Annotated in this window: 23 protein-coding genes; 18 read left to right on the plus strand and 5 right to left on the minus strand. The window is 53.8% G+C overall.

All coding sequences use genetic code 11. From position 1 onward, the window contains the following. The first annotated feature begins 57 nt into the window (after window positions 1–57). Window positions 58–1,014 (plus strand): 3'-5' exoribonuclease YhaM family protein, encoded by a 957-nt coding sequence (locus R70331_RS06420; protein ID WP_042173861.1) that lies wholly within the window; start codon window positions 58–60, stop codon window positions 1,012–1,014. 689 nt (window positions 1,015–1,703) lie between these two features. Here R70331_RS06420 and R70331_RS06425 read toward each other — a convergent pair. Continuing rightward, window positions 1,704–2,366 carry a 3'-5' exonuclease gene (locus R70331_RS06425; protein ID WP_042173863.1) on the minus strand — a complete coding sequence of 221 codons (663 nt, stop codon included), beginning with the start codon at window positions 2,364–2,366 and terminating at the stop codon, window positions 1,704–1,706. A 527-nt stretch (window positions 2,367–2,893) separates the two neighbouring features. After that, entirely contained in the window at window positions 2,894–3,451 is a 558-nt protein-coding gene (locus tag R70331_RS06430; protein WP_042173865.1) for a GNAT family N-acetyltransferase, read from the minus strand. Between the two features lie 293 nt (window positions 3,452–3,744). Here R70331_RS06430 and R70331_RS06435 point away from each other — a divergent pair, with 293 nt between their 5' ends. From R70331_RS06435 to R70331_RS06490, 12 genes are all read left to right on the plus strand, one after another. Beyond that, window positions 3,745–4,638, plus strand: coding sequence for a LysR family transcriptional regulator (locus R70331_RS06435; RefSeq protein ID WP_042173867.1), 894 nt, complete (start codon window positions 3,745–3,747; stop codon window positions 4,636–4,638). A gap of 120 nt (window positions 4,639–4,758) precedes the next feature. Next, window positions 4,759–5,274 carry a GNAT family N-acetyltransferase gene (locus R70331_RS06440; RefSeq protein WP_042173869.1) on the plus strand — a complete coding sequence of 172 codons (516 nt, stop codon included), beginning with the start codon at window positions 4,759–4,761 and terminating at the stop codon, window positions 5,272–5,274. A 4-nt stretch (window positions 5,275–5,278) separates the two neighbouring features. After that, entirely contained in the window at window positions 5,279–6,139 is an 861-nt protein-coding gene (locus tag R70331_RS06445) for a transporter substrate-binding domain-containing protein (protein ID WP_042173872.1), read from the plus strand. 33 nt (window positions 6,140–6,172) lie between these two features. Beyond that, window positions 6,173–6,958 (plus strand): amino acid ABC transporter permease, encoded by a 786-nt coding sequence (locus R70331_RS06450; protein ID WP_042173874.1) that lies wholly within the window; start codon window positions 6,173–6,175, stop codon window positions 6,956–6,958. Then, complete coding sequence (locus tag R70331_RS06455) at window positions 6,955–7,665, plus strand: amino acid ABC transporter permease (protein ID WP_042173877.1); 711 nt, start codon at window positions 6,955–6,957, stop codon at window positions 7,663–7,665. Before R70331_RS06450 ends, R70331_RS06455 begins: the two co-directional genes overlap by 4 nt. Then, on the plus strand, window positions 7,662–8,414 hold the full coding sequence (locus R70331_RS06460; RefSeq protein ID WP_042173880.1) for an amino acid ABC transporter ATP-binding protein: 753 nt from the start codon (window positions 7,662–7,664) through the stop codon (window positions 8,412–8,414). The genes R70331_RS06455 and R70331_RS06460 overlap by 4 nt, the downstream gene beginning before the upstream one ends. Window positions 8,415–8,425: 11 nt before the next feature. After that, window positions 8,426–9,442, plus strand: a complete 1,017-nt coding sequence (locus tag R70331_RS06465; RefSeq protein WP_042173882.1) for an LLM class flavin-dependent oxidoreductase — start codon at window positions 8,426–8,428, stop codon at window positions 9,440–9,442. A gap of 110 nt (window positions 9,443–9,552) precedes the next feature. Further along, window positions 9,553–10,734, plus strand: a complete 1,182-nt coding sequence (locus tag R70331_RS06470; protein ID WP_042173884.1) for an amidohydrolase — start codon at window positions 9,553–9,555, stop codon at window positions 10,732–10,734. Between the two features lie 44 nt (window positions 10,735–10,778). Continuing rightward, window positions 10,779–11,870 carry an N-methyl-L-tryptophan oxidase gene (gene solA, locus R70331_RS06475; RefSeq protein ID WP_042173886.1) on the plus strand — a complete coding sequence of 364 codons (1,092 nt, stop codon included), beginning with the start codon at window positions 10,779–10,781 and terminating at the stop codon, window positions 11,868–11,870. A gap of 36 nt (window positions 11,871–11,906) precedes the next feature. Continuing rightward, a complete protein-coding gene (locus R70331_RS06480; protein WP_042173888.1) occupies window positions 11,907–12,386 on the plus strand; it encodes a DinB family protein in 480 nt (159 codons plus the stop codon). A 74-nt stretch (window positions 12,387–12,460) separates the two neighbouring features. Continuing rightward, window positions 12,461–13,798, plus strand: coding sequence for an LLM class flavin-dependent oxidoreductase (locus R70331_RS06485; protein ID WP_042173890.1), 1,338 nt, complete (start codon window positions 12,461–12,463; stop codon window positions 13,796–13,798). 57 nt (window positions 13,799–13,855) lie between these two features. Beyond that, the gene (locus R70331_RS06490) at window positions 13,856–15,088 is read left to right on the plus strand and encodes a M20 metallopeptidase family protein (protein ID WP_231576415.1); all 1,233 of its coding nucleotides are present in this window, start codon (window positions 13,856–13,858) and stop codon (window positions 15,086–15,088) included. A gap of 300 nt (window positions 15,089–15,388) precedes the next feature. Here the strand turns inward: R70331_RS06490 and R70331_RS06495 are convergent, their stop codons facing one another. Both R70331_RS06495 and R70331_RS06500 read right to left on the minus strand, forming a co-directional pair. Continuing rightward, complete coding sequence (locus R70331_RS06495; RefSeq protein ID WP_042173891.1) at window positions 15,389–16,081, minus strand: PspA/IM30 family protein; 693 nt, start codon at window positions 16,079–16,081, stop codon at window positions 15,389–15,391. A gap of 67 nt (window positions 16,082–16,148) precedes the next feature. Beyond that, complete coding sequence (locus tag R70331_RS06500) at window positions 16,149–16,367, minus strand: PspC domain-containing protein (RefSeq protein ID WP_042173893.1); 219 nt, start codon at window positions 16,365–16,367, stop codon at window positions 16,149–16,151. A gap of 361 nt (window positions 16,368–16,728) precedes the next feature. Here R70331_RS06500 and R70331_RS06505 point away from each other — a divergent pair, with 361 nt between their 5' ends. Beyond that, entirely contained in the window at window positions 16,729–17,358 is a 630-nt protein-coding gene (locus R70331_RS06505) for a YfbR-like 5'-deoxynucleotidase (protein ID WP_039870832.1), read from the plus strand. A gap of 21 nt (window positions 17,359–17,379) precedes the next feature. Here the strand turns inward: R70331_RS06505 and R70331_RS06510 are convergent, their stop codons facing one another. Beyond that, window positions 17,380–18,015 carry a CPBP family intramembrane glutamic endopeptidase gene (locus tag R70331_RS06510; RefSeq protein ID WP_042173895.1) on the minus strand — a complete coding sequence of 212 codons (636 nt, stop codon included), beginning with the start codon at window positions 18,013–18,015 and terminating at the stop codon, window positions 17,380–17,382. 277 nt (window positions 18,016–18,292) lie between these two features. Here R70331_RS06510 and R70331_RS06515 point away from each other — a divergent pair, with 277 nt between their 5' ends. From R70331_RS06515 to R70331_RS30360, 4 genes are all read left to right on the plus strand, one after another. Next, a complete protein-coding gene (locus R70331_RS06515; RefSeq protein ID WP_052418945.1) occupies window positions 18,293–18,658 on the plus strand; it encodes a zinc ribbon domain-containing protein in 366 nt (121 codons plus the stop codon). 201 nt (window positions 18,659–18,859) lie between these two features. Further along, window positions 18,860–19,615 carry a methyltransferase domain-containing protein gene (locus R70331_RS06520; RefSeq protein WP_042173897.1) on the plus strand — a complete coding sequence of 252 codons (756 nt, stop codon included), beginning with the start codon at window positions 18,860–18,862 and terminating at the stop codon, window positions 19,613–19,615. Window positions 19,616–20,037: 422 nt separating this feature from the next. Then, the gene (gene uvrA / locus R70331_RS06525; RefSeq protein WP_042173901.1) at window positions 20,038–22,821 is read left to right on the plus strand and encodes an excinuclease ABC subunit UvrA; all 2,784 of its coding nucleotides are present in this window, start codon (window positions 20,038–20,040) and stop codon (window positions 22,819–22,821) included. Beyond that, a complete protein-coding gene (locus R70331_RS30360) occupies window positions 22,818–23,156 on the plus strand; it encodes a hypothetical protein (RefSeq protein ID WP_052418946.1) in 339 nt (112 codons plus the stop codon). Before uvrA ends, R70331_RS30360 begins: the two co-directional genes overlap by 4 nt. The last annotated feature ends 12 nt before the right edge of the window (window positions 23,157–23,168 follow it).

The raw sequence follows: 23,168 nt of genomic DNA on the forward strand, positions 1-23,168 counted from the left end.
GTCTAAAGTTTACTATATACAGCAGGTGTTAGCCTGTTAATAACGGGAGGCTCCAACATGACACTTATCAAACAGCTATCTCCACAGGAAGAATTTACCGGGTTTTATCTGCTCAGAGAGCTGGCAATCAAACAAACGAACGGCACTCCTCCAAAGGATTATTTCGATATTGTATTAGGTGACTCCAGCGGTCAGATCTCCGCCAAGTTCTGGGATGCCAGTACTACGGACAAGGAGACCTTTTTTCCGATGGCGCTGGTAAAGGTCCGCGGGATTGCCCACACCTACCGTGAAAAGCTGCAGGTTAAGGTTACCAAAATGCGGCTGGCAGATGAATCGGACGGCGTGTCCCTGACTGAGTTTATCCGTTCAGCCCCGATCCGTCCGGTGGATCTGCTGCATACGATTAAAGGGGCAATGTCCAGTATCCGCGATGCTGAAATTGCTGCAATTGTTGCCTTTTGTGTAGGCAAGGTTGAGGAAAAGCTGATGCACTATCCGGCTGCCAAAACATATCATCATGCCTACTACGCCGGACTGGCCTATCATATGGTGCGGATGCTGGAAATCGGTGAATTCCTGTGCAAGCAGCGCCCGTTCCTGAACCCTGATCTCATGCGGGCAGGGATTATTCTGCATGATATCGCCAAGCCGGAGGAGATGATTTCAAGCTTCGGCATCGTCTCGGATTACAGTGTGCAGGGCAAGCTGATCGGCCACATTTCCATGGCGTCGAACTGGATAACTGAGGCTGCTATCCGCACAGGGATTGAGCTGGAGTCGGAAAAGGTGCTGGCGCTCCAGCATCTCGTCCTCTCCCATCACAATCTGGGTGAATGGGGCAGTCCGGTACAGCCGCAGACGGCCGAAGCAGTTGCCCTGCATCATATCGATGCGATGGATGCTAAGCTGCAGATGGTTGAGGATGCGCTCGATACGACGCCGGAAACCGAGGAATGGACTCCTTTTATCAGAGGACTGGAAAATAAGGCGGTATACCGGCTGAAGCTGTAGACAGCTGGAATAGCTGGAAATAGCCTCGGCGTGCAGCCGAATCAAAAAGCAGGTTCACCCGGTTTCAGGGGAACCTGCTTTTTTGGTAGGTGGATCGGCCGGGGAAAGGGGAGGGAAGGGGGAAAGTGTGACAAGCCAAGGGCAAAAAGGCCTTTGATTCCGCTGATATGGAGCGGAATGGGCGAATCAAGAGCAAAAGTGCCTCTGATTCCGCTCGCGGAAGGTGAAATGTTCATAACAACGGGAAAAATCCCGTTAATGGAGTGAGTATGAGAGTAGATCGGCCTGAACAACGGGAAAAATCCCGTTAATGGAGTGGGTATGAGAGTAGATCGGCCTGAACAACGGGAAAAATCCCGTTAATGGAGTGGGTATGAGAGTAGATCGGCCTGAACAACGGGAAAAATCCCGTTAATGGAGTGGGTATGAGGTGGATCGGCCTGAACAACGGGAAAAATCCCGTTAATGGAGAGAGTATGAGAGTAGATCGGCCTGAACAACGGGAAAAATCCCGTTAATGGAGTGGGTATGAGGTGGATCGGCCTGAACAACGGGAAAAATCCCGTTAATCCGGTGCGCGGGAAGTCGGGGGGTGGGGGGGACGGCTCCGTTGGTATCTCGTGTAGGGAGACGAGCCGCCCTGTAGTGGTTATCCATCTTAGTAGCAGCGGCCCGACCGGCATTCCCCACTAAAAGTAAGGCTTAACAGACGGAGCCGATGGCGGGAATGCGGGTGCCTTGGCCGGCTGCTTCTTTCGCGGCGCTTTTTTGGGCGGCGATTTGAATGGGGTGTAGCCGCCTGCAAACATTTTTCCGGCGGTGTAGCCCTGGTTATCTGCGAGCAAGAGCGGCTCGCACTTCTGGTCCTGCTCCATCAGCTTGAGCAGAATCAGCGCTGCGGCACGGGCGTCATCGAGTGCATCGTGATGCTTCAGGCTGATGCCGAAATGCTGGGAGATGACATTTAATTTATGGGAGGGCAGCTCATCAAGCATTTTTTTGCCAAGTAGGTACGTGCATAAATATTGAAAGTCAGGGTAGCTGTTCCCCGAGGCATCCAGACAATAACGCAGAACGCTCATATCAAAGGCGGCATTATGCGCAACAACAACTTCGCCCTGCAGTAGCGGCTCCACCGTGCTCCAGAGCTCCTCAAAGGTAGGTTGTCCCTGGACCATAGAGGGGGTGATGCCGTGAATAGCGATGTTCATGCCGTCAAACCGCTGGCGCGGATCAATTAGCCATACATGCTCGGCGGTAACAATGCCGTCCCTGACCTGGACAAGTCCCAGGGAACAGGCGCTTGAGCGGCTTGAGTTGGCGGTCTCAAAGTCAATTGCAGTAAAATTCATTGATTGGTAAGCCCCTTATCTATCAGTTGTATCTTTAATATTAAAGTAGTAATGGTGCATTTACAATCTGGTAGATTTACAAATACAGGACAGTATTCTATTCCTAAGCTATGAATATTTGGAAGGATTCGAAGCTATTGAGGAGAGGGGGGAATGCAGAGATGGGCTTTGCTGCTACTGCATTTTTGCTGCCGGAACAGGGCCGGTGCGGGATGAGGATATTATCTTTTATGGAAATCCGGTATCACAGGACAGTGCAGTTACACATGCGGCTGAGGAGAGGCGGATACTCGGGTAAGATACTGCAAAAAGGAGCATGAAAGACAGGCCGGCCCTGAGGGGCTGGCCTGTTTGTACGTCAAACTGCTTCGTGGCATAGCGGCCCGGTAAGAAGCCGGGAGTTGACGCACGTGGTGGTGTGGCCGGTCTAAGCGGCACTATGCCTGCTGCGGGTAAACGCGAGTGATCCCTGCACGAACAAGGCCGGTCAACCCGAAGTGCTGTGATCGTACGGCAAGGCGGGCTGCTCAGAACCCGGTCGCAGACAGCGGCAGCTTAACGTCATGTGCAGGCGCGGACAGCAGGTCCAGCCGGTAGCCTTTGACCAGTGTTTCGCCGTTCATAATATCTGTATCATAGGCCCGTGTGAAGCCCAAATGCTCATAGAGCTGGATGGCAGAGGCCATCATATCGGAGGTATGGAGGTGGAGGGCGGCCGCGCCTTGTTCGCGGGATCTGCGTACGGCTTCCCTGATCAGGAGTGTGGCGATGCCGCGTCCGCGTGCGGCTGTAGCAACGGCAAGCAGGCGCAGGATAGGCGCGTTAATGCTGAGCTCAGGCCGGCCGTAGGCAGCCTCTGAAGAAGAGAACAGCAGCATGCTGCCGGCAATTTGCTGATCAATCTCGGCAACGATCCGTGCCGCGGGGGCACCACCATGAACAGAATCGAGGATGGAATTACGGTATTCCAGCCAAAAAGGCTCGGGTAAATAAGCAGAGTATTGGCTGTAGGCGTCCAGCAGCACCCCGGCAATGGCTTCCCGGTCGCCATCTGTTGCGTCACGGATAATAATTTCTTTTGACATATTCCAATATCCCCCTTCAACCTGCGGATTCAGTCATTTGATTGTTGTCATTATACCTGATAATTCACAGTGAGATAAGTGGAATTTCGCAATTCCGATAAATGGATAGAAAAGTTCTATCTATAATTGTGATTAATTTAATGGAAAACAGGCCGATGTGCTTTATAAATAGGTTGACAAAAAAATGAGCCGTATCTAATATATATACAAAATCTATAGGTGAGTGCGGCTTTAAAACATTGTTAATTCATCGGGATAGTTAAATTTATAAGTCTTTTCAAGGAGGGCTTGGAGTGAACATTGATAATATTGAGGCCTTTGTCTATATCAACCACTATGGGAGCTTCAATAAAGCGGCCGAGGTGCTGTACATTTCGCAGCCGACGGTAACAGCCCGTATTCAATCGCTGGAGCGTGAGCTGGATTGCCGGGTGTTCGACCGTCTGGGCAAGCAGGTTCATCTGACGGACAAAGGCAAGCAGTTTCTGCCCTACGCCCAGCAGATCCTTCAGGTGTATCAGAGCGGCAAGCATCAGCTTCAGGCTAAAGGCCATATTCCGAATGAACTGAGAATCGGGAGCACGGTATCGGTGTCCAACTATCTGATGCCGCAGCTGCTGCACCGGCTGAAACAGAAATATCCGCATATTACGATCAAGCTGACAACGGCTTCGACCGATCTGCTGATTGATAAGCTGAAGGCCAAGGAAATCGATCTCGCTTTTATCCGCAAGGTAGTCAATCCGGCAATCCAGACGTACCCGTTCTGCGAGGACCCTATCTCGCTGTATGTGCATGCAGGGCATCGTCTGGCTAAGAGCGGCCGGGCAACACTGCAGGATATCCGCTTTGAGACGCTGGTGTTTTTTGAGTGCGGCTCCCTGGACTGGATGCGGCTGCACCGTGTATTCGAGAGCATGGAGCAGCCGCCCAATATTGAATATCACGTGGATAATCTGGAGACGGCGAAAAAGCTTGTACTCAAGCAGGCAGGCATCTGCTTTTTGCCGGCGCTTAGCGTGCAGGAGGAAGTGGCGGCAGGAACGCTGATCCGGGTGGACATTGCGGAGACGGAGGGAATCTCCCTGCGGACCAGCCTGATCTCCCTTAACGGGGAGAATGCCGAGTTTATTGAAACGCTGCTTGAAGCAGCCCCGGGAAAGGTCGGTAATCGACTAATTGTATAGATGTATTAAAAAACTCTATTAGCGCATGGTCACATGCAGTGATAAAGTTAATTGCATATAATCACGACTAATTCGATAGGGATTATAAAGTTAAACTGATGAAAGACAGGAGGGCTTGCGATGAGTGAGGTTTACCGGCTGGCGGAGCTGAAGGATGCAGAGCAGCTGCTGGATGTTACATACCGTGCTTATCAGCTGATCCGCGAGCTCGGGCTGCATTGGCCGGCGGCTAATGCCGATCTGGCGCTGATTGAAGACAACATTACCGCCAATGAGTGTTATGTGCTTGAGGTAGATGGAACGATTACGGCTACCATTACACTTTCTAACGAAGAGGAGATCCGGCAAATTAGCCCGCTGCCTTTCGTAAAATGGTTCGCCGCTCATCCGGATCACAGCAACAAAGGGTATGGCGGGAAGCTGCTGGACTGGGTAGAGGAGCAGATTATCCTCGGCAAGCTCGGTTCACCGGAGGTTACGCTGGCTACTGCGAAAAAGCATCCATGGCTGGTTGAGATGTATGAACGGCGGGGGTACGAGCGCTTTGTAGAGCTTGATCTGCAGAACGGCGACGGGATTATGTATCTGATGAAAAAGACACTTATAAATAAACCACAATACACTCAAAGGGGATAGAAACATGAAAAAGTCCATTTCGCTCGTATTTGCATCGGTATTAACGCTGGCGATTGCCGGCTGCGGAAATAACAGCAACAATGCAGGCGGCAACAGCGCAGGCAATAAGGCAGCTGAAGCGGCTGCACCGGCGGATACAACGGCTAAGGTAACAAAAATTATCGTGGGTACGGGGACCGGGTTCCCGCAGGTATGCTTTATCGATGAGAACGGCAAATTGACCGGCTTCGATGTGGAGCTGCTCAAGGAAATTGATAACAAGCTGCCGGAATACGAATTTGATTTTCAGACAATGGATTTCAGTAACCTGCTGCTGAGCCTGGAGACCAAAAAGATCGACCTGGTTGCCCACGTTATGGAGAAGAACCCGGAGCGGGAGCTGAAATACTCATTTAACAAAGAAGCTTATGCCCACTGGAGAAACCGTATTGTCGTAGCTAAGGATAACAATTCGATCCAGACACTGGACGATCTGAAAGGTAAAAAGGTACTGGTCGGCGCGACAAGCGCACAGGCGCAAATCCTTGAAAATTACAATAAAGAAAACGCTGATGCGATCAATATCGTCTATCAAAGCGGTACAGCTAATGATGCTCCAACGCAAATTTCGACTGGACGGGTGGATGCCACGCTGGCTGCCGATTTTGTCATCCCGATCATTGACCCGCAGAGCCAGCTGAAGGCCACCGGTCCTGAGCTGTCCTCCGCAGACATTCTCTATGTGTTCCGCAAGGATGATGCCGATTCCCAGAAGCTGTCGGATGCCATTGATGGTGCCATTAAGGAACTGAAGGCAGACGGTACGCTCGGCAAGCTGAGCACAGAATGGCTGGGTGCTGACGTTACTGCGGATTCGGCGCAGTGATGAAGCGAGTGAACCGGGGAAGGGAGGGAGCGTATGGGCGCACCGTTTGATATCAGTTATGTGTTTTCATTTTTACCCAAGCTGTTTGGTACGCTGGGCACTACTCTGCTGATTGTCGGCGGCTCGCTGCTGGCAGGGATTATTATCGGCTTTCTGGTAGCTTTGCCGAGACTTTATAAAATTCCGGTGCTGAAAACCTGCTCCGAAATCTACATCTCCTTTTTCCGGGGCACACCGATTCTGATCCAGCTCTTCCTGTTCTATTACGGGCTGCCGGAAATTCTCAAGCTGGTCAATGTAGATATGACGCGGACACCGGTGCTGGTCTTCGTTATTCTGACCTATGGTTTGCACACCGGGGCTTACATGTCCGAGATGATTAGAGCAGCTGTGCAGGCGGTGGATAAAGGGCAGGTGGAGGCAGCTTATGCGACGGGGATGACGGCGTTTCAGGCTTTCAGACGGATCGTGCTGCCGCAGGCGCTGGGGATTGCGGTTCCGGTTTTCTCGAACCTGGTGATTGCCCTGCTGAAGGATACATCGCTGGCCTTTACGCTCGGAGTGATGGAGATGACGGGCAAAGCGCAGACGCTGGGCACCTTGACGCAGCATTTTATCGAAACCTATATTGCGCTCGCCCTGATCTATCTGGTTATCAGCTTTACGATTGAGAAGCTGCTGCTGGTGGCAGAACGCCGGCTGCTGCGGCATGAGAAGCAGACGGCTACGGAGAGAAAAGCGTTCAGAATCAACAAGAGCTGGTCCTACCGCCGCATTATTGCAGAGCTGGGACCGGGTAAAGGAGGCGCCGGATTATGAAGCTGGACCCGTCGTTTATCTGGACGGCTTTTGTACAGATCCTGGGTGCGATCCCCACGACCCTCTACATCACTATCGTCTCTGTACTTGTCGGCTTCGTTATTGGCCTGGCAGTGGCCTTGATAAGAATCTACCGGGTTCCGGTGCTCTATCCGCTGGCAGTCGGGTACGTCACCTTTATCCGCGGAACGCCGATGCTGACGCATCTGCTGCTGATCTATTTCGGGCTTCCCGTGCTGATTGACGGGCTGGCGGCGCATTTCGGCTGGGGCTTCCGGTCGGTGTCGATTCCGATGATCGGCTTTGCGTACATTTCATTCTCGATTACAGCGGGAGCCTATATGTCCGAGGTGGTCCGTTCCGGCCTGCTCGCAGTGGACCGCGGTCAGCTGGAGGCAGCTCATTCCATTGGAATGACTACACCGCAGGCGCTGCGGCGGATTGTTTTTCCCCAGGCGCTGGCGGCGAGCCTGCCTAACCTGTCGAATTCCGTAATCGGGATGCTTCACGGATCAACGCTCGCTTTTACCGTGTCGGTGGTGGATATCAATGCCAAGGCGCAGATTGTGGCTTCGACGAACTGGAAGTTTTTTGAGGCCTATCTCGCGGCGGCGCTGATCTTCTGGGGACTTACGTTCCTGATTGAGCGGGCAACGTCAGTGATTGAAAAACGGATTAATCTGTATAACCGGGGGGGAGTGGCATGATCAGGCTGACGCAAATTTCAAAATCATTCGGCCGCCATCAGGTGCTGACCAATATAGATTTAACAGTTACCAAGGGTGAGGTAGTGGTCATTCTCGGCCCAAGCGGCTCCGGCAAAACAACGCTTCTGCGCTGTGTGAATTATCTGGAGAAGCCGGGCAGCGGCGAGATTGCCATCGGTGACTTCAAGGTGGACTGCAAGCATGCCCGCAAGCAGGAGATTTATCAGCTCCGCCAAAAGACGGCGATGGTGTTCCAGCAGTACAATCTGTTCCGCCACAAGACCGCCCTGGAGAACGTGATGGAAGGCTTGCTTATTGTCAAAAAGCTGTCAAAGGATGAAGCGCGGAAGCGGAGCATCGCCCTGCTTGAAAAGGTCGGCCTCGGCAGCAAGCTGGATGCTTATCCGAGCCAGCTGTCCGGGGGCCAGCAGCAGCGGGTAGGTATCGCCCGGGCATTGGCGCTGGAGCCTGAGGTGATTCTGTTCGACGAGCCGACTTCGGCGCTGGACCCGGAGCTGGTCGGTGAAGTGCTGGCTGTTATCCGCAAAATCGCCAAGGAAGGTATTACGATGATTGTGGTCACCCATGAGATGGGCTTTGCCCGCGATGTGGCGAATCATGTGGTCTTCATGGACGGCGGCGTTATCGTTGAGGAGGGAACTCCAACCGAGCTGTTTAACCATCCCCGTGAAGAAAGAACGAAGCAATTCCTGAAGCGGATCACACCTGAACTGAACTATTCCATATAGGAGGCAAAATCATGGCTATTACCATCAGCGTACTGGATCAAAGCCCGATCTATCCGGGAGAAACGGCGGAGGAAGCATTCCGCCATACGATTAAGCTGGCACAGCTGTCCGAAAGGCTGGGCTTCCGCCGCTTTTGGGTCTCCGAGCATCATGATTCCGAGCAGGTTGCCGGGTCCTCACCGGAGGTGCTGATCTCGCATCTGCTCGCCAAGACCGAATCAATCCGGATCGGTTCCGGCGGCATTATGCTGCAGCATTACAGCCCGTACAAGGTGGCTGAGAATTTCAATGTACTGGCATCGCTGGCTCCGGGGCGGGTAGATCTTGGTGTCGGCCGTGCTCCGGGCGGACTGCCGCGCAGCACACAGGCGCTGCAGCAGGGAAGGACGGATTCGGCAACTCTGACGGACAAAATCGTCGAGCTGGAGCAGTATGTACATAACCGGCTCGGGGAAGACCATCCGCTGGCAGGGCTGAAGGCAGGCCCGCTGCCGGTTACGGCACCAGAGCTGTATGTGCTCGGCGCAAGTGTAAGCAGTGCAGAAATAGCTGCTGAGCTGGGGTTGCCGTATGTGTTCTCTTTGTTCATTAATGGCGATCAGGCTGTGGCACTGGAAGCGATCCATGCTTACCGCAGCGGGTTTACAGCTGTGGAGGGCAGAACGCCGCAGGCGATTATTGCACTTGCGCTGATTGCTGCCGACACAGAGGAAGAAGCGCAGGAGCTGGCGGGAGCGCACAAGCTGATCCGGATTACACTTGCGAGCGGCAAGACGCTGACAGTGGCTACCCGGGAGCAGGCGGAAGAGTTCACCCGCCAGGCTAAGGAAGAATATACGATTGAGGAGCGCGAGCCCGAGATTACAAAAGGGACCAGGGAATCTGTCCGTGAGCAGCTGCTGGCGCTGTCACAGGCATCCGGCGTCGATGAGTTTATCGTGACAACGAATGTGCAGCCTTTTGATAAGCGGCTCCGCTCGTTTGAGCTGTTGAGCGAGGCTCTGGTGGAAGTGCCTGCTGAGGCTTAGGACCAATGCAGAAGGATGTAAGACTATAATGCGTAAAGCGTGTAAGGCGTTGAGTATAAAGCGGAGGATTTAAAAGCGTATAGGAAATGACATGAGAAAGGGGCCTGCATATGACAAGCAAAGCTGCAGAGCTGAGCGTGGAAGCGCTTGGAGAACAATTAACCGGTATCCGCCGTCATCTGCACCGGCACCCGGAGCTGTCCAATGAAGAATATGAGACTACCCAATATATTACTTCTCAGCTTACGCAGGCCGGGATCAGGATTCTGGACTACGGGCTGGCAACCGGCGTAATCGCGGAGATCGGAAGCGGCAAGCCCGGTCCCGTTATCGCTCTGCGGGCTGATATCGATGCCCTGCCGGTTCAAGAGGAGACGGGAGCTGAGTATGCTTCTCTGTTTCCCGGCAAAATGCATGCCTGCGGCCATGATTTTCATACGGCGGCACTGCTCGGCGCCGCCTATCTGTTGAAGCAGCAGGAGGAGCAGCTGCCGGGAACGGTACGTCTGCTGTTCCAGCCTGCGGAGGAGAAAGCGCAAGGCGCGCAGCGGGTGATTGCCAGCGGTGCGCTGCAGCAGGTGCGCGCGGTAATCGGGCTGCATAACAAGCCCGATCTGCCGGTCGGCACGATCGGCATCACCGGCGGTCCGCTGATGGCAGCGGCAGACGGGTTCGCCGTTGAGGTGAAGGGCAGCGGCTCACACGCGGCTGTACCTGAAGCAGCCGTTGATCCAATTGTAGCAGCGGCACATATTGTGACTGCCCTGCAGTCAGTCGTCAGCCGCAATGTCAGCCCGCTGCACAGCTCGGTTGTCAGCGTAACGCAGCTCCACAGCGGCAACTCCTGGAATGTTATCCCGGAGAAAGCCGTGCTGGAAGGCACGATCCGCAATTTTGATGAAGCGGTGCGGGTCAAGGTGCTGGAACGCTTCGAGCAAGTGGCCGCCGGAGTAGCTGTTGCCCTTGGCGCGACGGCCAAGGTCCGCTGGATTGAAGGACCGCCTCCGGTAATCAATGACGAAGCGCTGGCTGCGCTTGGAATTGAAGCTGCAGAAGCGCTTGGTTATCAGGCGGTGAAGCCGGTGCCTTCTCCGGCGGGTGAGGATTTTGCCTTCTACCAGCGCGAGGTGCCCGGGCTGTTCGTGTTCGTCGGCACAAACGGCAGCCGGGAATGGCATCATCCGGCGTTCAATCTGGATGAGCAGGCGCTGCCGGTGGCTGCAAGGTTCCTTGCAGATATGGCTGTGCGTTCCATAGCGTACTACGCCGCAAACGGGGGTGCTAAATCATAGCAGAACATACGCATTACGATGTTATTGTCGTTGGCGCGGGCTCAATGGGCATGAGTGCCGGGTATGAGCTGGCCCGGCGCGGAGTAAAGGTACTGCTGGTCGATGCTTTTGATCCGCCGCACAAGGAAGGCAGCCATCACGGGGATACCCGGCTGATCCGCCACGCTTACAGCGGAGATCCTGCCTATATCGGCCTGGCTCTGCGGGCGGATGCGCTGTGGCAGGAAGTGGAGCAGTTCAGCGGTTCAGAGCTGCTGGTCCGCTCGGGCGTACTTAACCTTGCAGACCGCAAGGTGTACTCCTTCAGCGGACGATTGGCTGAAGCGCAGCAGCGCGGGGTACAGGCTGAGCTGCTCGAAGCCGCAGAAATCCGGCGGCGCTGGCCGGGGCTTACGCTGCCGGAATCCTTTGCGGCGATGTATGAGCCGGAGGCCGGCTATCTGTACAGCGAGCGGTGTATATCCGCCTACCGCAAGCTGGCTCTGGCGCATGGCGCGGTGCTGCTGACAGACACGCCGGTGCTGAATGTGACAGCCCGTGAAGGCAGCGTCACGGTTCACACTGCCGGCGGGGATTATCACGGTGCTCGGGCTATTCTTAGCGCCGGAGCCTGGTTCAGCGGACTGGCGCCGTTTGTGCAGCTGCCGATTAAGGCTGTACGCAAGGTGGTCGGCTGGTTTGAGAGCAGCCCGGATTATGCTGCCGGAAGCTTTCCCGGCTTCACACTTGGAGCGGAGGAAGGCGGATACTACGGCTTTCCAAGCATCAGCGGAGCGGGCCTTAAGATCGGCCGGCATGACACCGGGCAGGAATGGAGACCGGGTGAGCCGCTGAAGCCGTTCGGCAGTGAAGAGAGCGATGAAGGCGACCTCCGCCGCGTACTGGAGGCTTATATGCCCGGTGCGGCCGGACGGCTGCTGAAAGGCTCCGTCTGCAAGTATGAGCACACGCCGGATGAGGATTTTATCATCGACCGCCATCCGCAGCATGCCAATGTGCTGGTTGCCGGCGGCTTCTCGGGGCACGGGTTTAAATTCTCAAGTGTAGTTGGAGAGATTCTTGCGGATTTGGCTACCGATGGTACCACCGGCCACAATATCAGTCCTTTTGCCTTATCACGTTTTGCTACCGCCTGACGATCAGCAGGCAGGACTTACCTTGGAGGGGATCACATGAGCAGCACACAACTCAAAGACTACTTGAACACACACCAGCAGCTGGTGCAGGCTACAGACGGATTAACGGAGGAGCAGCTGAAATGGAAGGCGGGTCCGGGAATCTGGAGTGTCACTGAGGTGCTGGCTCATCTGGCGGATCACAGCATTGTAGTGTCCTTCCGCATCCGTGATATTCTTGCAGGCACGACGGCACAGCTGCCGGCCTTCAATCAGGATGCCTGGGTCAGCGGCCAGTATGCGAATAACGGTAATGCGGCTGATATTCTGGAGCTGTTCCGCAGCCTGCTGCACTATAACAGTTTGCTGCTTAGCCGGCTGCCCGCCGAGGACTGGGAGCTGAGCGGCATTAATTTCAAAGGCGATACCGTCAGAATCAGTGACATCGTCCGCGGCTTCATTGCCCATGTGCAGAACCATCTGGCCCAGATTGAGCGGATTAAGCAGGGAGCGGCAGCGGCTGCATTGGTGCAGTGAGGCTGCTTCCGAAGCAAGTTTTGCGAAGAAAATCGATGAAGATAATGCTATCAAAACTTTAAGGAGGAACGAACATGGCCAAACCAAAACAACTGAAGCTGGGCGCACTGCTGCACGGGGTGGGCGGCAGCACATCGATGTGGCGTCATCCGGATGCCAAGCCGGACGCAAGTGTGAACTTTGAGTTATACAAAGAGTGGGTGAAAAAAGCGGAGGAAGGCAAGCTGGACCTGATCTTCATCGCAGACGGCCTGTATATTAACGAAAAGTCCATTCCGCATTTCCTGAACCGGTTCGAGCCGTTGACGCTGCTCAGTGCGCTGGCTGGTGTCAGCACTAATATTGGTCTGGTCGGTACGCTCTCCACCTCCTACAGTGAGCCGTTTACGGTGGCACGCCAGTTCGGTTCGCTGGATGTGATTAGCGGCGGCCGCGCCGGATGGAATGTGGTGACCTCTCCGCTGGAGGGCTCCGCCTCCAATTACAGCAAAAAGGAGCATCCCGACCACGGCAAACGTTACCGCATCGCCGAGGAGTATCTGCAGGTGACCCGCGGATTGTGGGATTCCTGGGAAGACGATGCTTTTGTCCGTGACAAGGAAGCCGGTATCTTCTTCGATCCGCAAAAATTGCATACGCTGGACCATCAGGGAGAGTTCTTCTCCGTGAAAGGACCGCTGAACATCGCCCGCTCGAAGCAGGGACAGCCGGTGGTATTCCAGGCAGGCTCATCCGAAGTCGGCAAAAACTATGCTTCCAAGGAAGCGGACGCAATCTTCACCGGACATGAGACGCTGGAAGATGCGCAGGCGTTCTATAGCGATGTTAAAGCGCGGATCGCTTCGTTCGGACGCAACCCGGATGAAGTGCTGATCTTCCCGGGCATTGCGCCGATTATCGGCGATACTCTGGAAGATGCGGAGCGCAAATACCAGGAGGTTGCCGGACTCGTAACGATCGAAAATGCACTTAATTATCTGGGCAGATTCTTCGAGCATCATGACTTCTCGCAATATCCGCTGGATGAGCCGTTCCCGGATGTCGGCGATCTGGGACGGAACAGCTTCCAGAGCGGCACGGACAAGATCAAGAAGGATGCTAAGGAGCGCGGACTGACGCTGCGTCAAGTGGCTCTACAGTCGGCAACGCCGCGCAGCAGCTTCATCGGTACACCTGAGCAGGTGGCCGATCAGGTCCAGCACTGGTTTGAATCCGGCGGCGCTGACGGGTTTATGATCGCGGCGGCTGTTCCGAACGGACTGGAGGAATTCGTGAACCGGGTCGTGCCGATTCTGCAGGAGCGCGGACTGTTCCGTACAGAATACGAGAGCGATACCCTGCGCGGCAATCTGGGTATTCCGGTGCCGGAGAACCGTTACGCCAAGGCTTCGCAGCCGGCGGGACAGATTTAATGGCGGATTTCAAGCCGCATGGTTAATAAGCATACTGATAATCCGGAAGGTGACACTGTGATACCTGACATACCCGATCTGACAGCTATGATGGGCTATGCCGGACAGTTAATGGAGAAGGTCACGGCGATCCGCCGTGACCTTCATGCTCATCCGGAGCTGCTCTACGATGTTATCCGCACCTCCGGGATTGTCGCCGGACTTCTGGAGGAATGGGGAATTACTGTGCAGCGAAATGTCGGCAGGCATTTCGGGATGGGTGTCGTTGGTACGCTGCAGGGGCAGGCGGGCAGCGGTCCGGTCATTCTGCTGAGGGCTGATATGGATGCTCTGCCTATACAAGAGCAGAATGAGCTGCCCTATAAATCGGAGAATGCGGGCATCATGCATGCCTGCGGTCATGATGCCCATACCGCCATGCTGCTGGGTGCGGCCCGAACGCTGGCTGCCTTCCGTGATCAGCTGGCGGGAACAGTGGTATTCGTCTTTCAGCCTGCCGAGGAGGGTGCGGTTAAAAGTCCGCTTGACGGCAGGCTGCTCTCAGGCGGACGTGATATGATTGAGGCCGGCCTTCTGGAGGGGGTAGATTACGCTTATGCGCTGCATGTGATGCCGGAGCTGCCGGCGGGAATGCTGGGCGTCCATCCGCATTATGCAATGGCGGCTTCCAGCCATTTCAAGGTGGAGTTCCGGGGTACGGCCGGACATCACAGCGCTCCGCATAAGGCGGCGGATGCGATTCAGATGGCGGCGCAGTTCATAGCCGGTGTTAACGGATTGATGGCCAATCAGATTGATCCGCAGGAAGCGGCGGTGCTGGCCTTCGGTACAGTCCGTGCCGGCACGGCGGTCAATGTGATCGCTGAACACAGTGAGCTGACCGGAACATTCCGGGCCTTCTCGAAGACAGCGGTGGCTGCAATCACCGAAGGGCTGCGCCGCCATGCTACAGCGGCAGCCGCAGCTTACGGCGGTGACTTCCGCCTGGAGCTGCGTGAGGGAATCGCGGTCGTGAACGATGCTGCGGCTGTACAGCGGATACTTCGCGCAGCACGCGGAGTGCTGGGGGAAGAGCAGGCCGTACTGCTAAATCAGCCTAGCCTCGCCGGTGAGGATTTCGGCTGGTATCTGGACCGGGTACCGGGTGCATTTGCCTTCATCGGCTGCGGCAATGCAGCTGAGGGCATTACGCATACGATCCATCAGCCCAAGTTCAACATTGACGAAGACATGCTGATACATGGTGTGCGGTTATGGGTGCGGCTAGTGATGGAGCACAACCACAAATGAATGTTTGCGGACTGAGCAGACGTTATTTGCAAATTTGCGTGCGCCTTGGAAACGTAACGGACTCGAGCGGCCTTAACAGGTGCCAAATGCTGCAGATTGCAGGCGCAGTGGCTAGATAGCGTCATCTGAGTCCGTTAGCCAGCGGAGGGCCGGTTATTTCCCTAATTAACGTCTCCTGGGTCCGTTACAGCCGGGTGCTGGTGTTCTTGTTAGTCCTGCAACGCAAAGCAGCGATCCCCGGATACCCGGAGGATCGCTGCTTTTTGCTTGTTTCACCCTGATTAATTAAGATAATCAGGCTTAATTCCCGCTGTCCGTCTGCTTGCTGCGCAGGCGGGCCAGCTCAGCTTCTACTGCGCCCTGCAGTGCAGGGTCGATGGCAGGGGCGGAAGCCTGTGCGGCGTGGCCGGCTTGTGCTTCCCACTCATTGATCTTGTCTTCCATCCGCTCGAAGCCGCGGGAGGCGGTGCCGGCGTTAATTACGTGACCGTATGCAGGCGCTCCACCGTAGGAAGCTGCGCTGTTTTGCGCGGCGCGTTTGCTTGCTTCAGCTGCCTTGCGGGCACGTTCGGCAAGCTCTGCCCGTTTGGCCTTCAGCCGGGCATGCTCTGCTTTGGCATTCTGCAGATTGACCTCAAGAGCAGCCAGTGCCTGCAGGGTTTCCTCAAGAATAGCCTCCGTCTCTTGTACACTTTCCAGATAACGCAGCTTAGCTTCTACAGCGACTCTGGCTGCCGGTTCATTGCCTTCGCTCATTGCCTGGATAGCGGAAGCTTCGCTGCTGTCCGCCTGCACCAGGTACTCAGCCTTGCGGCGTTCCAGCACACTTGCGGTTACTTTCAGCTCGCGTTGTTTGCTTTCGGCGCTGCTGATCTTGTCATCGAGGTCCCGCAGATATTGGCCGGTCAGCAGGACCGGATCTTCCAGTTTGTTCAATCCTTCGTGAATTGCCGCCTTCGTCAGGGTTGTGATACGTTCAAATATGCTGCTCATGTTCATTTCTCCTTTAAATTATAATTTTGGATGTTGTCTTTAAGCCGGGCCTTTATATGATTACCGATTAATAGTGGTCAAAGCTGTCTGTGAAGCTGGTGTAGGTTTCTTTAGGAATGATGATGCTGGCGATAATGTAGATGAAAATAACCGTACCGAAGCTGAAGAATGCGGCGGCTGCGACGAGCAGTCTGACGAGCGTGGTGTCCAGATTAAGATGGCGGGCCAGCCCTCCGCATAAGCCTGTAAACATTTTGTCAGTTGTGGAGCGGTACAATTTTCTCATTAATAATCTTCCTCTCTTATTATGGATACACCCGAAGGTTTCTTCTCAATATCCGTTTTCCATGTGTTAATTGTACGGCGATCTGCAGCTGCGCAAAACAGCCCCGGGACTGTTTTTGTATCCAGACCTAAGTCGGGGAAGGGGTCCGCAGAAAGGCGGGGCTAATGCTGGACAAGCCTGTCGCGGCAGCTTTTTTTCAAATTAAAGCTTATAGAAGCTTGCGGGGGATTTTACATTTTACATAAGAAGTCATCCGGTTGTATCGACGCTTAACATTCCTTCACTATACTGTGAGTAGCTTTACCTCCCCATCTTTAAGAGATGAACTAACCAGATTATGATGAACAAGGAGGACTGACTGATGGGAATTCATAAGTATTTTCGCTCACTGAATGAGCTGGAACGGATTATCCGCTGCCCGGGGAAGTTTAAATTTGAGGAGCACAGCGTAGCAGCCCATTCCTGGAAGGTTGTACAGTATGCCAAAACGCTGGCCGATATCGAGGAGAAGAACGGTGCGGTGATCGACTGGAAGAAGCTGTACGAGATTACGAGCAGCCATGATTACGGTGAGATTTTTATCGGGGACATCAAAACACCGGTGAAGCATTCCTCGCTGCAGCTGCGGTCGCTGATCCAGCAGGTTGAGGAAGGGATGATCCACAACTTTATCGAGGAGCACATCCCGGAGGAGTTCAAAAGCATCTTCGTCCAGCAGCTGCGTGAAGGCAAGGATGAGTCGCTGGAGGGGCTGATTCTCGAGGTTGCGGATAAAATGGACCAGGTGTATGAGGCGTTTGCAGAGATGCAGCGGGGCAATACGGAGAAGGAATTTGTGGTTATGTACCGCAATGCGCTGATCAAGATCAAGAACATTGACCTGAAATGCGTGGAGTATTTCCTGGCAGAGATTCTGCCGGATATGGTGAATGAGGAGACGCTGTCCCCGGTGGATATCAGAAGAATTACAGAAGAGGCACTGGCTCTGTAGGTGATGAGCGGTACTCTTTTTTTATTTAGCCGGCTTTTTCTTATTATAGGAATACAGGGCCGCGGAAGCGTTAAATGAAATATGCATTAAAATGGTTAACAGAATGGACGCCGTCGCCTGTGCAACAAGCCCGAAGAACAGTCCGCCGCTCAGCGCAAACGCCATGAACCGGATGCTTTCGGCATTGAGCTTATAGTACTGCAGGTGTGATACAGCGAACAGAACGGCTGTAATTATCACCGCCAGGCTTAGCTGCGGAATCAGGCCATATCCAAGCTCCAGCCCGGAGAAGGCTCCAAAGCTTTCATGACGTGCAAGTACAGGCAGAGCCAGCCCCCGGAAGGCAATCTCCTCAAATATAGGATAAGTGATAACAAAATTAAATGTATTGAAACGGCCTGTGGGTGAATAGCCGGAACGTCTTGCAATCAATCCGGCAGTGAGTTGAATAATAAGACACAGCGGCAGTACGGCAAGAAAATTATGCGGCAGGCTGTAGACATAATTGTCCTTGATGAACAGACTGGCGGTAATAAGCAAAGCCCCCCAATAATAAACGGCGAATCGTATGTGGACCTTGCTGCATAGTCCAATGAGTCGTTCAATGATTTTGAATGAGAACGCTATAAATACAGCGGTGACCAGTGCAGTCAGCATCAGCAGGCTTACTCCCCTTTTACAGATTATTCCTCTGATTACTATAAATTATCTGCCCAGAGCAGTCTAGTACTATGATAAATATAACAAAAAAATGTTTATAAGTTATAATGTAGAAAGATCAGTTTAGTTAATAATAATAATTAGTATGCAAGCTGGAGCACGGCGGGGTTGTCTGGCCTATTATGGGGTAATGGTGAATAAACATAGCAGGGAAGCGGCGCTTCCTGACGAATTTTACGGACAAACGACATTATTAGAAAATGAGGGATGCTAAATGAGCTTTTTTGATAAATTCAAGGCAGGGGTAAGCGAGGCGGGCAACAAAGCCAAGACTGTCGTAGAGGTAAACCGTCTCAAATTGCAGAACAGCGGCAAGCAAAGTGAAATTGACAAGCAGTATCAGAGCATGGGCAAAATGCTGTTTGAAGCCACTCTCCAGGGCTCGGCATTGCAGGCGGATGCTTATGCGGTAAATATGACGCGTATTCTTGCGCTAAAAGCCGAAATTGAAGCAAACCTGGAGCAGATTACCGCAATGGGTGATGTGAAAATATGCAAAGGCTGCAGCAGCAGTGTGCCGGCGGATGCTCGTTTCTGTCCGAACTGCGGGCATACGTTTGAGGCTCCACGGGAGCCGTAACACTGTAATATACAGCAAAGGATTTAAGAAATACAGCTCAAGCCTCTGGCTTGGGCTGTTTCTTTTGGAGCAACCGGATCTATGCTTGAAGGTGATCAATTAGGCATCGGTGTTCATTGGTTCTATATTATATTGTTTACTGTGGGTGAAATTTGCAATACAGAGCAGGGTTGCCAATAACGTTAGCGGAGGATGAAACGAGTGAACACAACAGCTGCCTTTTCAGCATCAATTGAAGCCTATTTGCACTACACCCGGATGCCGTGGGGGAGATTGTTCTACCTGACAGCGTGGGACCAGATCGACCCGTTTCTGACCGGTGAAGCCCAGTCTATCCTGGACACAGGCAGCGGCTTTGGCATTTCAAGCAATGAGTATAGCAGACAAGGACATACAGTGACTGGTGTAGAGCCGACGCCGGAGATGGTTGCCATCGCAGCTAAGAACGGGCCGGGTGTCCGCTACATTAATGATTCGTTTGAGCAGGCGGCCGGCGGTCTGGGGACGTTCGGCTGGAGCTTTTGCCACAACATTCTTGAATATACGGAAGATCCGCAGCGGTTTCTCGAATTGATTGCCGGTTGCCAGCAGGCTGGCGGGTACCTGTCGCTGATTGCCCATAATCCGGCAGCCAAGGTGATGAAAAAAGCTATTCTGAACAAGGACCCGGACAGCGCACTGGCCGCCATCGGCAACAGTCAGGAGTACAGCGGAATCATTAAAACGGACATTACAGTTTATCCTTACGAGCAGCTGGCGGAGTGGCTGAGTAGCGCAGGCTATGAGATTGAAGGGCATTTTGGCATACATAATCTATACGGATATATTACCGACAATGAAGTGAAGCAGGATGAAGACTGGCATAACCGGATGGTGCAGCTGGAGCTGGAGGTCGGCAGGCAGAGCCCGTACAGGGACATTGCTATTTTTACACATATTATTGCCAGGAAGATTTAGGAGGGGCAGGCTTGAAAAGAGGGCGGGCAGTGCGGAATTTAGTTCGATTTTCGCCACCTAAATTCTATGTGTTTCGGGATATGCGGCTATTAGTTAGAAAAACGCCATTTAATTCGGGCTATTTACAGCGCTGAGGGCAGTTTCGGCGAAATTAAGTTGCTTTCTTCCAATTATATTCCTGATAGCTGGCTTCATCCGAGAATTAGGCGGCGAATTTCCACTTATATGGATGCTTCATGTATAGCCCCAGCCCCGCTGCGCGGGGCTATTTCGCGTTCACTCCAGATGGAGCAGCAGCAGAGGCCGGGCGGGTAACACGAAAATTTTCCGCTGATAAATTACAATTAGTGGAAAAATGACTTGACACGCATATGCTACAATTTAGTTATAAAGCTTTTTTACGGATACAGGAGGGTGCAGTTATGCATGAATATATAAGCGTCAGCGGGGCAAGAGAGCATAATCTGAAGAATATCAGTCTGGACATCCCGCGCAACCAGTTCGTTGTTGTGACAGGAGTGAGCGGCTCCGGCAAATCGAGTCTGGCTTTTGATACGTTATATGCTGAAGGGCAGATGCGGTACATGGAATCTCTCTCATCCTATGCCCGGCAGTTCCTGGGGCTGATGGGCAAACCGGATGTGGATGCCATTGACGGGCTCTCCCCGGCCATTGCGATAGAACAAAAGACAACCTCCAATAATCCGCGCTCTACAGTAGGGACGGTTACCGAAATCTATGATTACCTGCGTCTGCTGTGGTCCAAAATCGGGATTCCCCATTGTCCCACATGCGGGAGAACGGTGGAACGGCAGTCTGTGGATCAGATAACCGCCCGGATCAGTCAGCTCCCCCCGGGAACTAAATTTGAAGTGCTGGCTCCAATGATCCGCGGCAAAAAAGGCAGCCACTACGAGGTGCTGGATCAGGCCCGCACAGGGGGATTTGCCCGGGTCCGGGTGGATGGCACAGTTTACCGGGTGACGGATGACATTCAGCTGGATAAGAACGAGGATCATCAGATTGAGCTGGTGATCGACCGTCTGAATACAGCGGATATGGATTACCAGAGACTGGCGGATTCGCTGGAGACCGCCTTTTCGCTGTCAGATGATCTGGTCATTATTCACCAGACGGCCAGCGGTGAGGAGACATTGTATTCGCAAAAGCTGGCTTGTCCGCATTGTAACGTGTCCATACCGGAGCTGACCCCGCGCCTATTCTCTTTTAACAACTATGAAGGTGCATGTATGGCCTGTTCCGGTCTGGGTTCGCATCTGAAGGCAGACCCGGATAAGCTCATTCCGGACAAACAACGTTCGCTCCGGGAAGGCGGCATCAGGTTAAACGGCTGGACAAATGTGACGGAGGATTCTTTCTGTAAAAAATATTATGAGGCGCTTGGAAGCAAGTATGGCTTCAGTCTGGATACACCGCTCGGGGAGCTGAGGGATGAAGCGTTGAATGCACTGCTGTACGGGACAAAAGCGCTGAAGGCGCCCTTCGAGGGGATCGCTAACAATCTGGAGCGGCGCTACCGGGAGACGGGGTCCGAAGCGGCGAAGCAGGAGCTTGAGGAGTACATGTCTGTGCTGCCCTGCCCGCATTGCCACGGTAACCGGCTGTCACCGGCTGTGCTGGGTGTAACAATCGGCGGGCTCAGCATCATGGAATTTTGCCATCTGCCGGTAGAAGAAGCCGGAAGGTTTATAGCGGATCTGAGCCTGTCCGCTGTGCAGATGGAGATTGCCGGTTCCATTCTGCAGGAGATCGATGCGAGATTCCGCTTCCTGAACAATGTAGGTCTGAACTATTTGACGCTCTCCCGAGCCGCCGGGTCCTTATCCGGCGGAGAGAGCCAGCGGATCAGGCTGGCGACACAGATCGGCTCCGGGCTGATGGGCGTGCTCTATATTCTCGACGAGCCGTCGATCGGCCTGCATCAGCGGGATAACGACCGGCTGCTGCTGGCCCTGCAGAACATGCGTGATCTCGGCAACACGCTGATTGTGGTCGAGCATGATGAGGATACAATCCGTCAGGCGGACTGGGTCATCGATGTCGGCCCGGGCGCAGGAGTGAACGGCGGTGAAGTGGTGGCGCAGGGCACGCCTGAAGCTATAGCGGCTGAGCCCCGCTCCGTTACCGGACAGTATCTTTCCCGGAGCAAGCGGATTCCGGTGCCAGAGATCCGGCGGGACGGTAACGGTAAACAGCTGGCTATTACTGGCGCTGCAGCCAATAATTTAAAGGGAATAGATGTGAGCATTCCTTTAGGTACACTTACTTGTGTAACAGGGGTATCCGGCTCCGGCAAGTCCAGTCTGGTGAATGAAATCCTGTACAAGAAGCTGGCGGCTGCGCTGAACCGGGCCCATACCCGGCCGGGAGCGCATAAGCGGATTGAGGGACTGGAGCATCTGGATAAAATCATTAATATCGACCAAAAGCCAATCGGGCGTTCGCCCCGCTCCAACCCGGCTACTTACACCGGCGTATTCGATAACATCCGTACTTTATTTTCACAGACTAATGAAGCCAAGGTTCGCGGCTACGGTCCCGGCCGTTTCTCCTTCAACATCAAAGGGGGACGCTGTGAGGCCTGTGCAGGGGACGGTATGATTAAGGTGGAGATGCATTTTCTGCCTGATGTGTATGTACCCTGCGGCAATTGCAAAGGGCGGAGATACAGCCGTGAAACGCTGGAGGTGCACTATAAAGGGAAAAGCATCGCCGATGTGCTCGATCTGACCGCCCTGGAAGCTGCTCAGTTCTTCAGTAATGTTCCGAAAATACGCAAAAAGATCGCAGCCCTGTGCAGCGTTGGTCTCGGCTACATCAAACTAGGCCAGGCTTCAACGACCTTGTCCGGAGGGGAAGCGCAGCGGGTTAAGCTTGCAGCGGAGCTGCTGAGACCGGCAACCGGATCAACCATTTATGTGCTGGATGAGCCAACGACAGGGCTGCATTTTGCCGATGTGCATCAGCTGATTGATGTTCTGCATGCCCTGGCAGATGCCGGCAATACCGTAGTTGTCATTGAGCATAATCTGGAGCTGATCAAAAACGCGGATTACCTGATTGATCTGGGACCCGAAGGCGGTGCTGCGGGAGGGGAGCTAGTCTGTACAGGGACTCCGGAGCAGGTGGCTGAGTATGAGGGGAGCTATACAGGAAACTATCTGAAGAAGGAGCTGATGAAATGAGCCAGTTGTTAAATAAGCAGGTCGAGCATAGCACATATGGTACGGGGACTGTAGTAACCCATAGCACGGACAGAATTACTGTCAGCTTCGCAGGGGCGGCAGGAGAAAAGGGCTTTGTGTACCCTGATGCCTTCGGACAATATCTGACCAGCACTGATCCGGCAGTCCAGCAGCGTATCGAGGATGAATTGCGGGTCCGGGCAGAGCAGGCTGAAGCCGACAAGCTCCGCCGGGAGCAGGAGCGGCAGGCGGAAATCGCCCGGCTGGCTGAGGAGCAGCTTGCCGCCAAATCGTCCAAACGCAAGTCGTCCCGCAGAACCACGAAAGCACAATAGCATTAGCATTCA

The organism is Paenibacillus sp. FSL R7-0331 (assembly GCF_000758645.1).
Lineage (GTDB): Bacteria > Bacillota > Bacilli > Paenibacillales > Paenibacillaceae > Paenibacillus_AQ > Paenibacillus_AQ camerounensis.

Coding starts and splice junctions, on each gene's coding strand:
- R70331_RS06510 (WP_042173895.1), bottom strand. CDS start 18,015: ATGCTGACTGCACTGGTCACCGCTGTATTTATAGCGTTCTCATTCAAA.
- R70331_RS06455 (WP_042173877.1), top strand. CDS start 6,955: ATGAAGCTGGACCCGTCGTTTATCTGGACGGCTTTTGTACAGATCCTG.
- R70331_RS06440 (WP_042173869.1), top strand. CDS start 4,759: ATGAGTGAGGTTTACCGGCTGGCGGAGCTGAAGGATGCAGAGCAGCTG.
- R70331_RS06495 (WP_042173891.1), bottom strand. CDS start 16,081: ATGAGCAGCATATTTGAACGTATCACAACCCTGACGAAGGCGGCAATT.
- R70331_RS06480 (WP_042173888.1), top strand. CDS start 11,907: ATGAGCAGCACACAACTCAAAGACTACTTGAACACACACCAGCAGCTG.
- R70331_RS06460 (WP_042173880.1), top strand. CDS start 7,662: ATGATCAGGCTGACGCAAATTTCAAAATCATTCGGCCGCCATCAGGTG.
- R70331_RS06515 (WP_052418945.1), top strand. CDS start 18,293: ATGAGCTTTTTTGATAAATTCAAGGCAGGGGTAAGCGAGGCGGGCAAC.
- R70331_RS06485 (WP_042173890.1), top strand. CDS start 12,461: ATGGCCAAACCAAAACAACTGAAGCTGGGCGCACTGCTGCACGGGGTG.
- R70331_RS06450 (WP_042173874.1), top strand. CDS start 6,173: ATGGGCGCACCGTTTGATATCAGTTATGTGTTTTCATTTTTACCCAAG.
- R70331_RS06500 (WP_042173893.1), bottom strand. CDS start 16,367: ATGAGAAAATTGTACCGCTCCACAACTGACAAAATGTTTACAGGCTTA.
- R70331_RS30360 (WP_052418946.1), top strand. CDS start 22,818: ATGAGCCAGTTGTTAAATAAGCAGGTCGAGCATAGCACATATGGTACG.
- R70331_RS06445 (WP_042173872.1), top strand. CDS start 5,279: ATGAAAAAGTCCATTTCGCTCGTATTTGCATCGGTATTAACGCTGGCG.
- R70331_RS06430 (WP_042173865.1), bottom strand. CDS start 3,451: ATGTCAAAAGAAATTATTATCCGTGACGCAACAGATGGCGACCGGGAA.
- R70331_RS06465 (WP_042173882.1), top strand. CDS start 8,426: ATGGCTATTACCATCAGCGTACTGGATCAAAGCCCGATCTATCCGGGA.
- solA (WP_042173886.1), top strand. CDS start 10,779: ATGGGCATGAGTGCCGGGTATGAGCTGGCCCGGCGCGGAGTAAAGGTA.
- R70331_RS06505 (WP_039870832.1), top strand. CDS start 16,729: ATGGGAATTCATAAGTATTTTCGCTCACTGAATGAGCTGGAACGGATT.
- R70331_RS06420 (WP_042173861.1), top strand. CDS start 58: ATGACACTTATCAAACAGCTATCTCCACAGGAAGAATTTACCGGGTTT.
- uvrA (WP_042173901.1), top strand. CDS start 20,038: ATGCATGAATATATAAGCGTCAGCGGGGCAAGAGAGCATAATCTGAAG.
- R70331_RS06425 (WP_042173863.1), bottom strand. CDS start 2,366: ATGAATTTTACTGCAATTGACTTTGAGACCGCCAACTCAAGCCGCTCA.
- R70331_RS06470 (WP_042173884.1), top strand. CDS start 9,553: ATGACAAGCAAAGCTGCAGAGCTGAGCGTGGAAGCGCTTGGAGAACAA.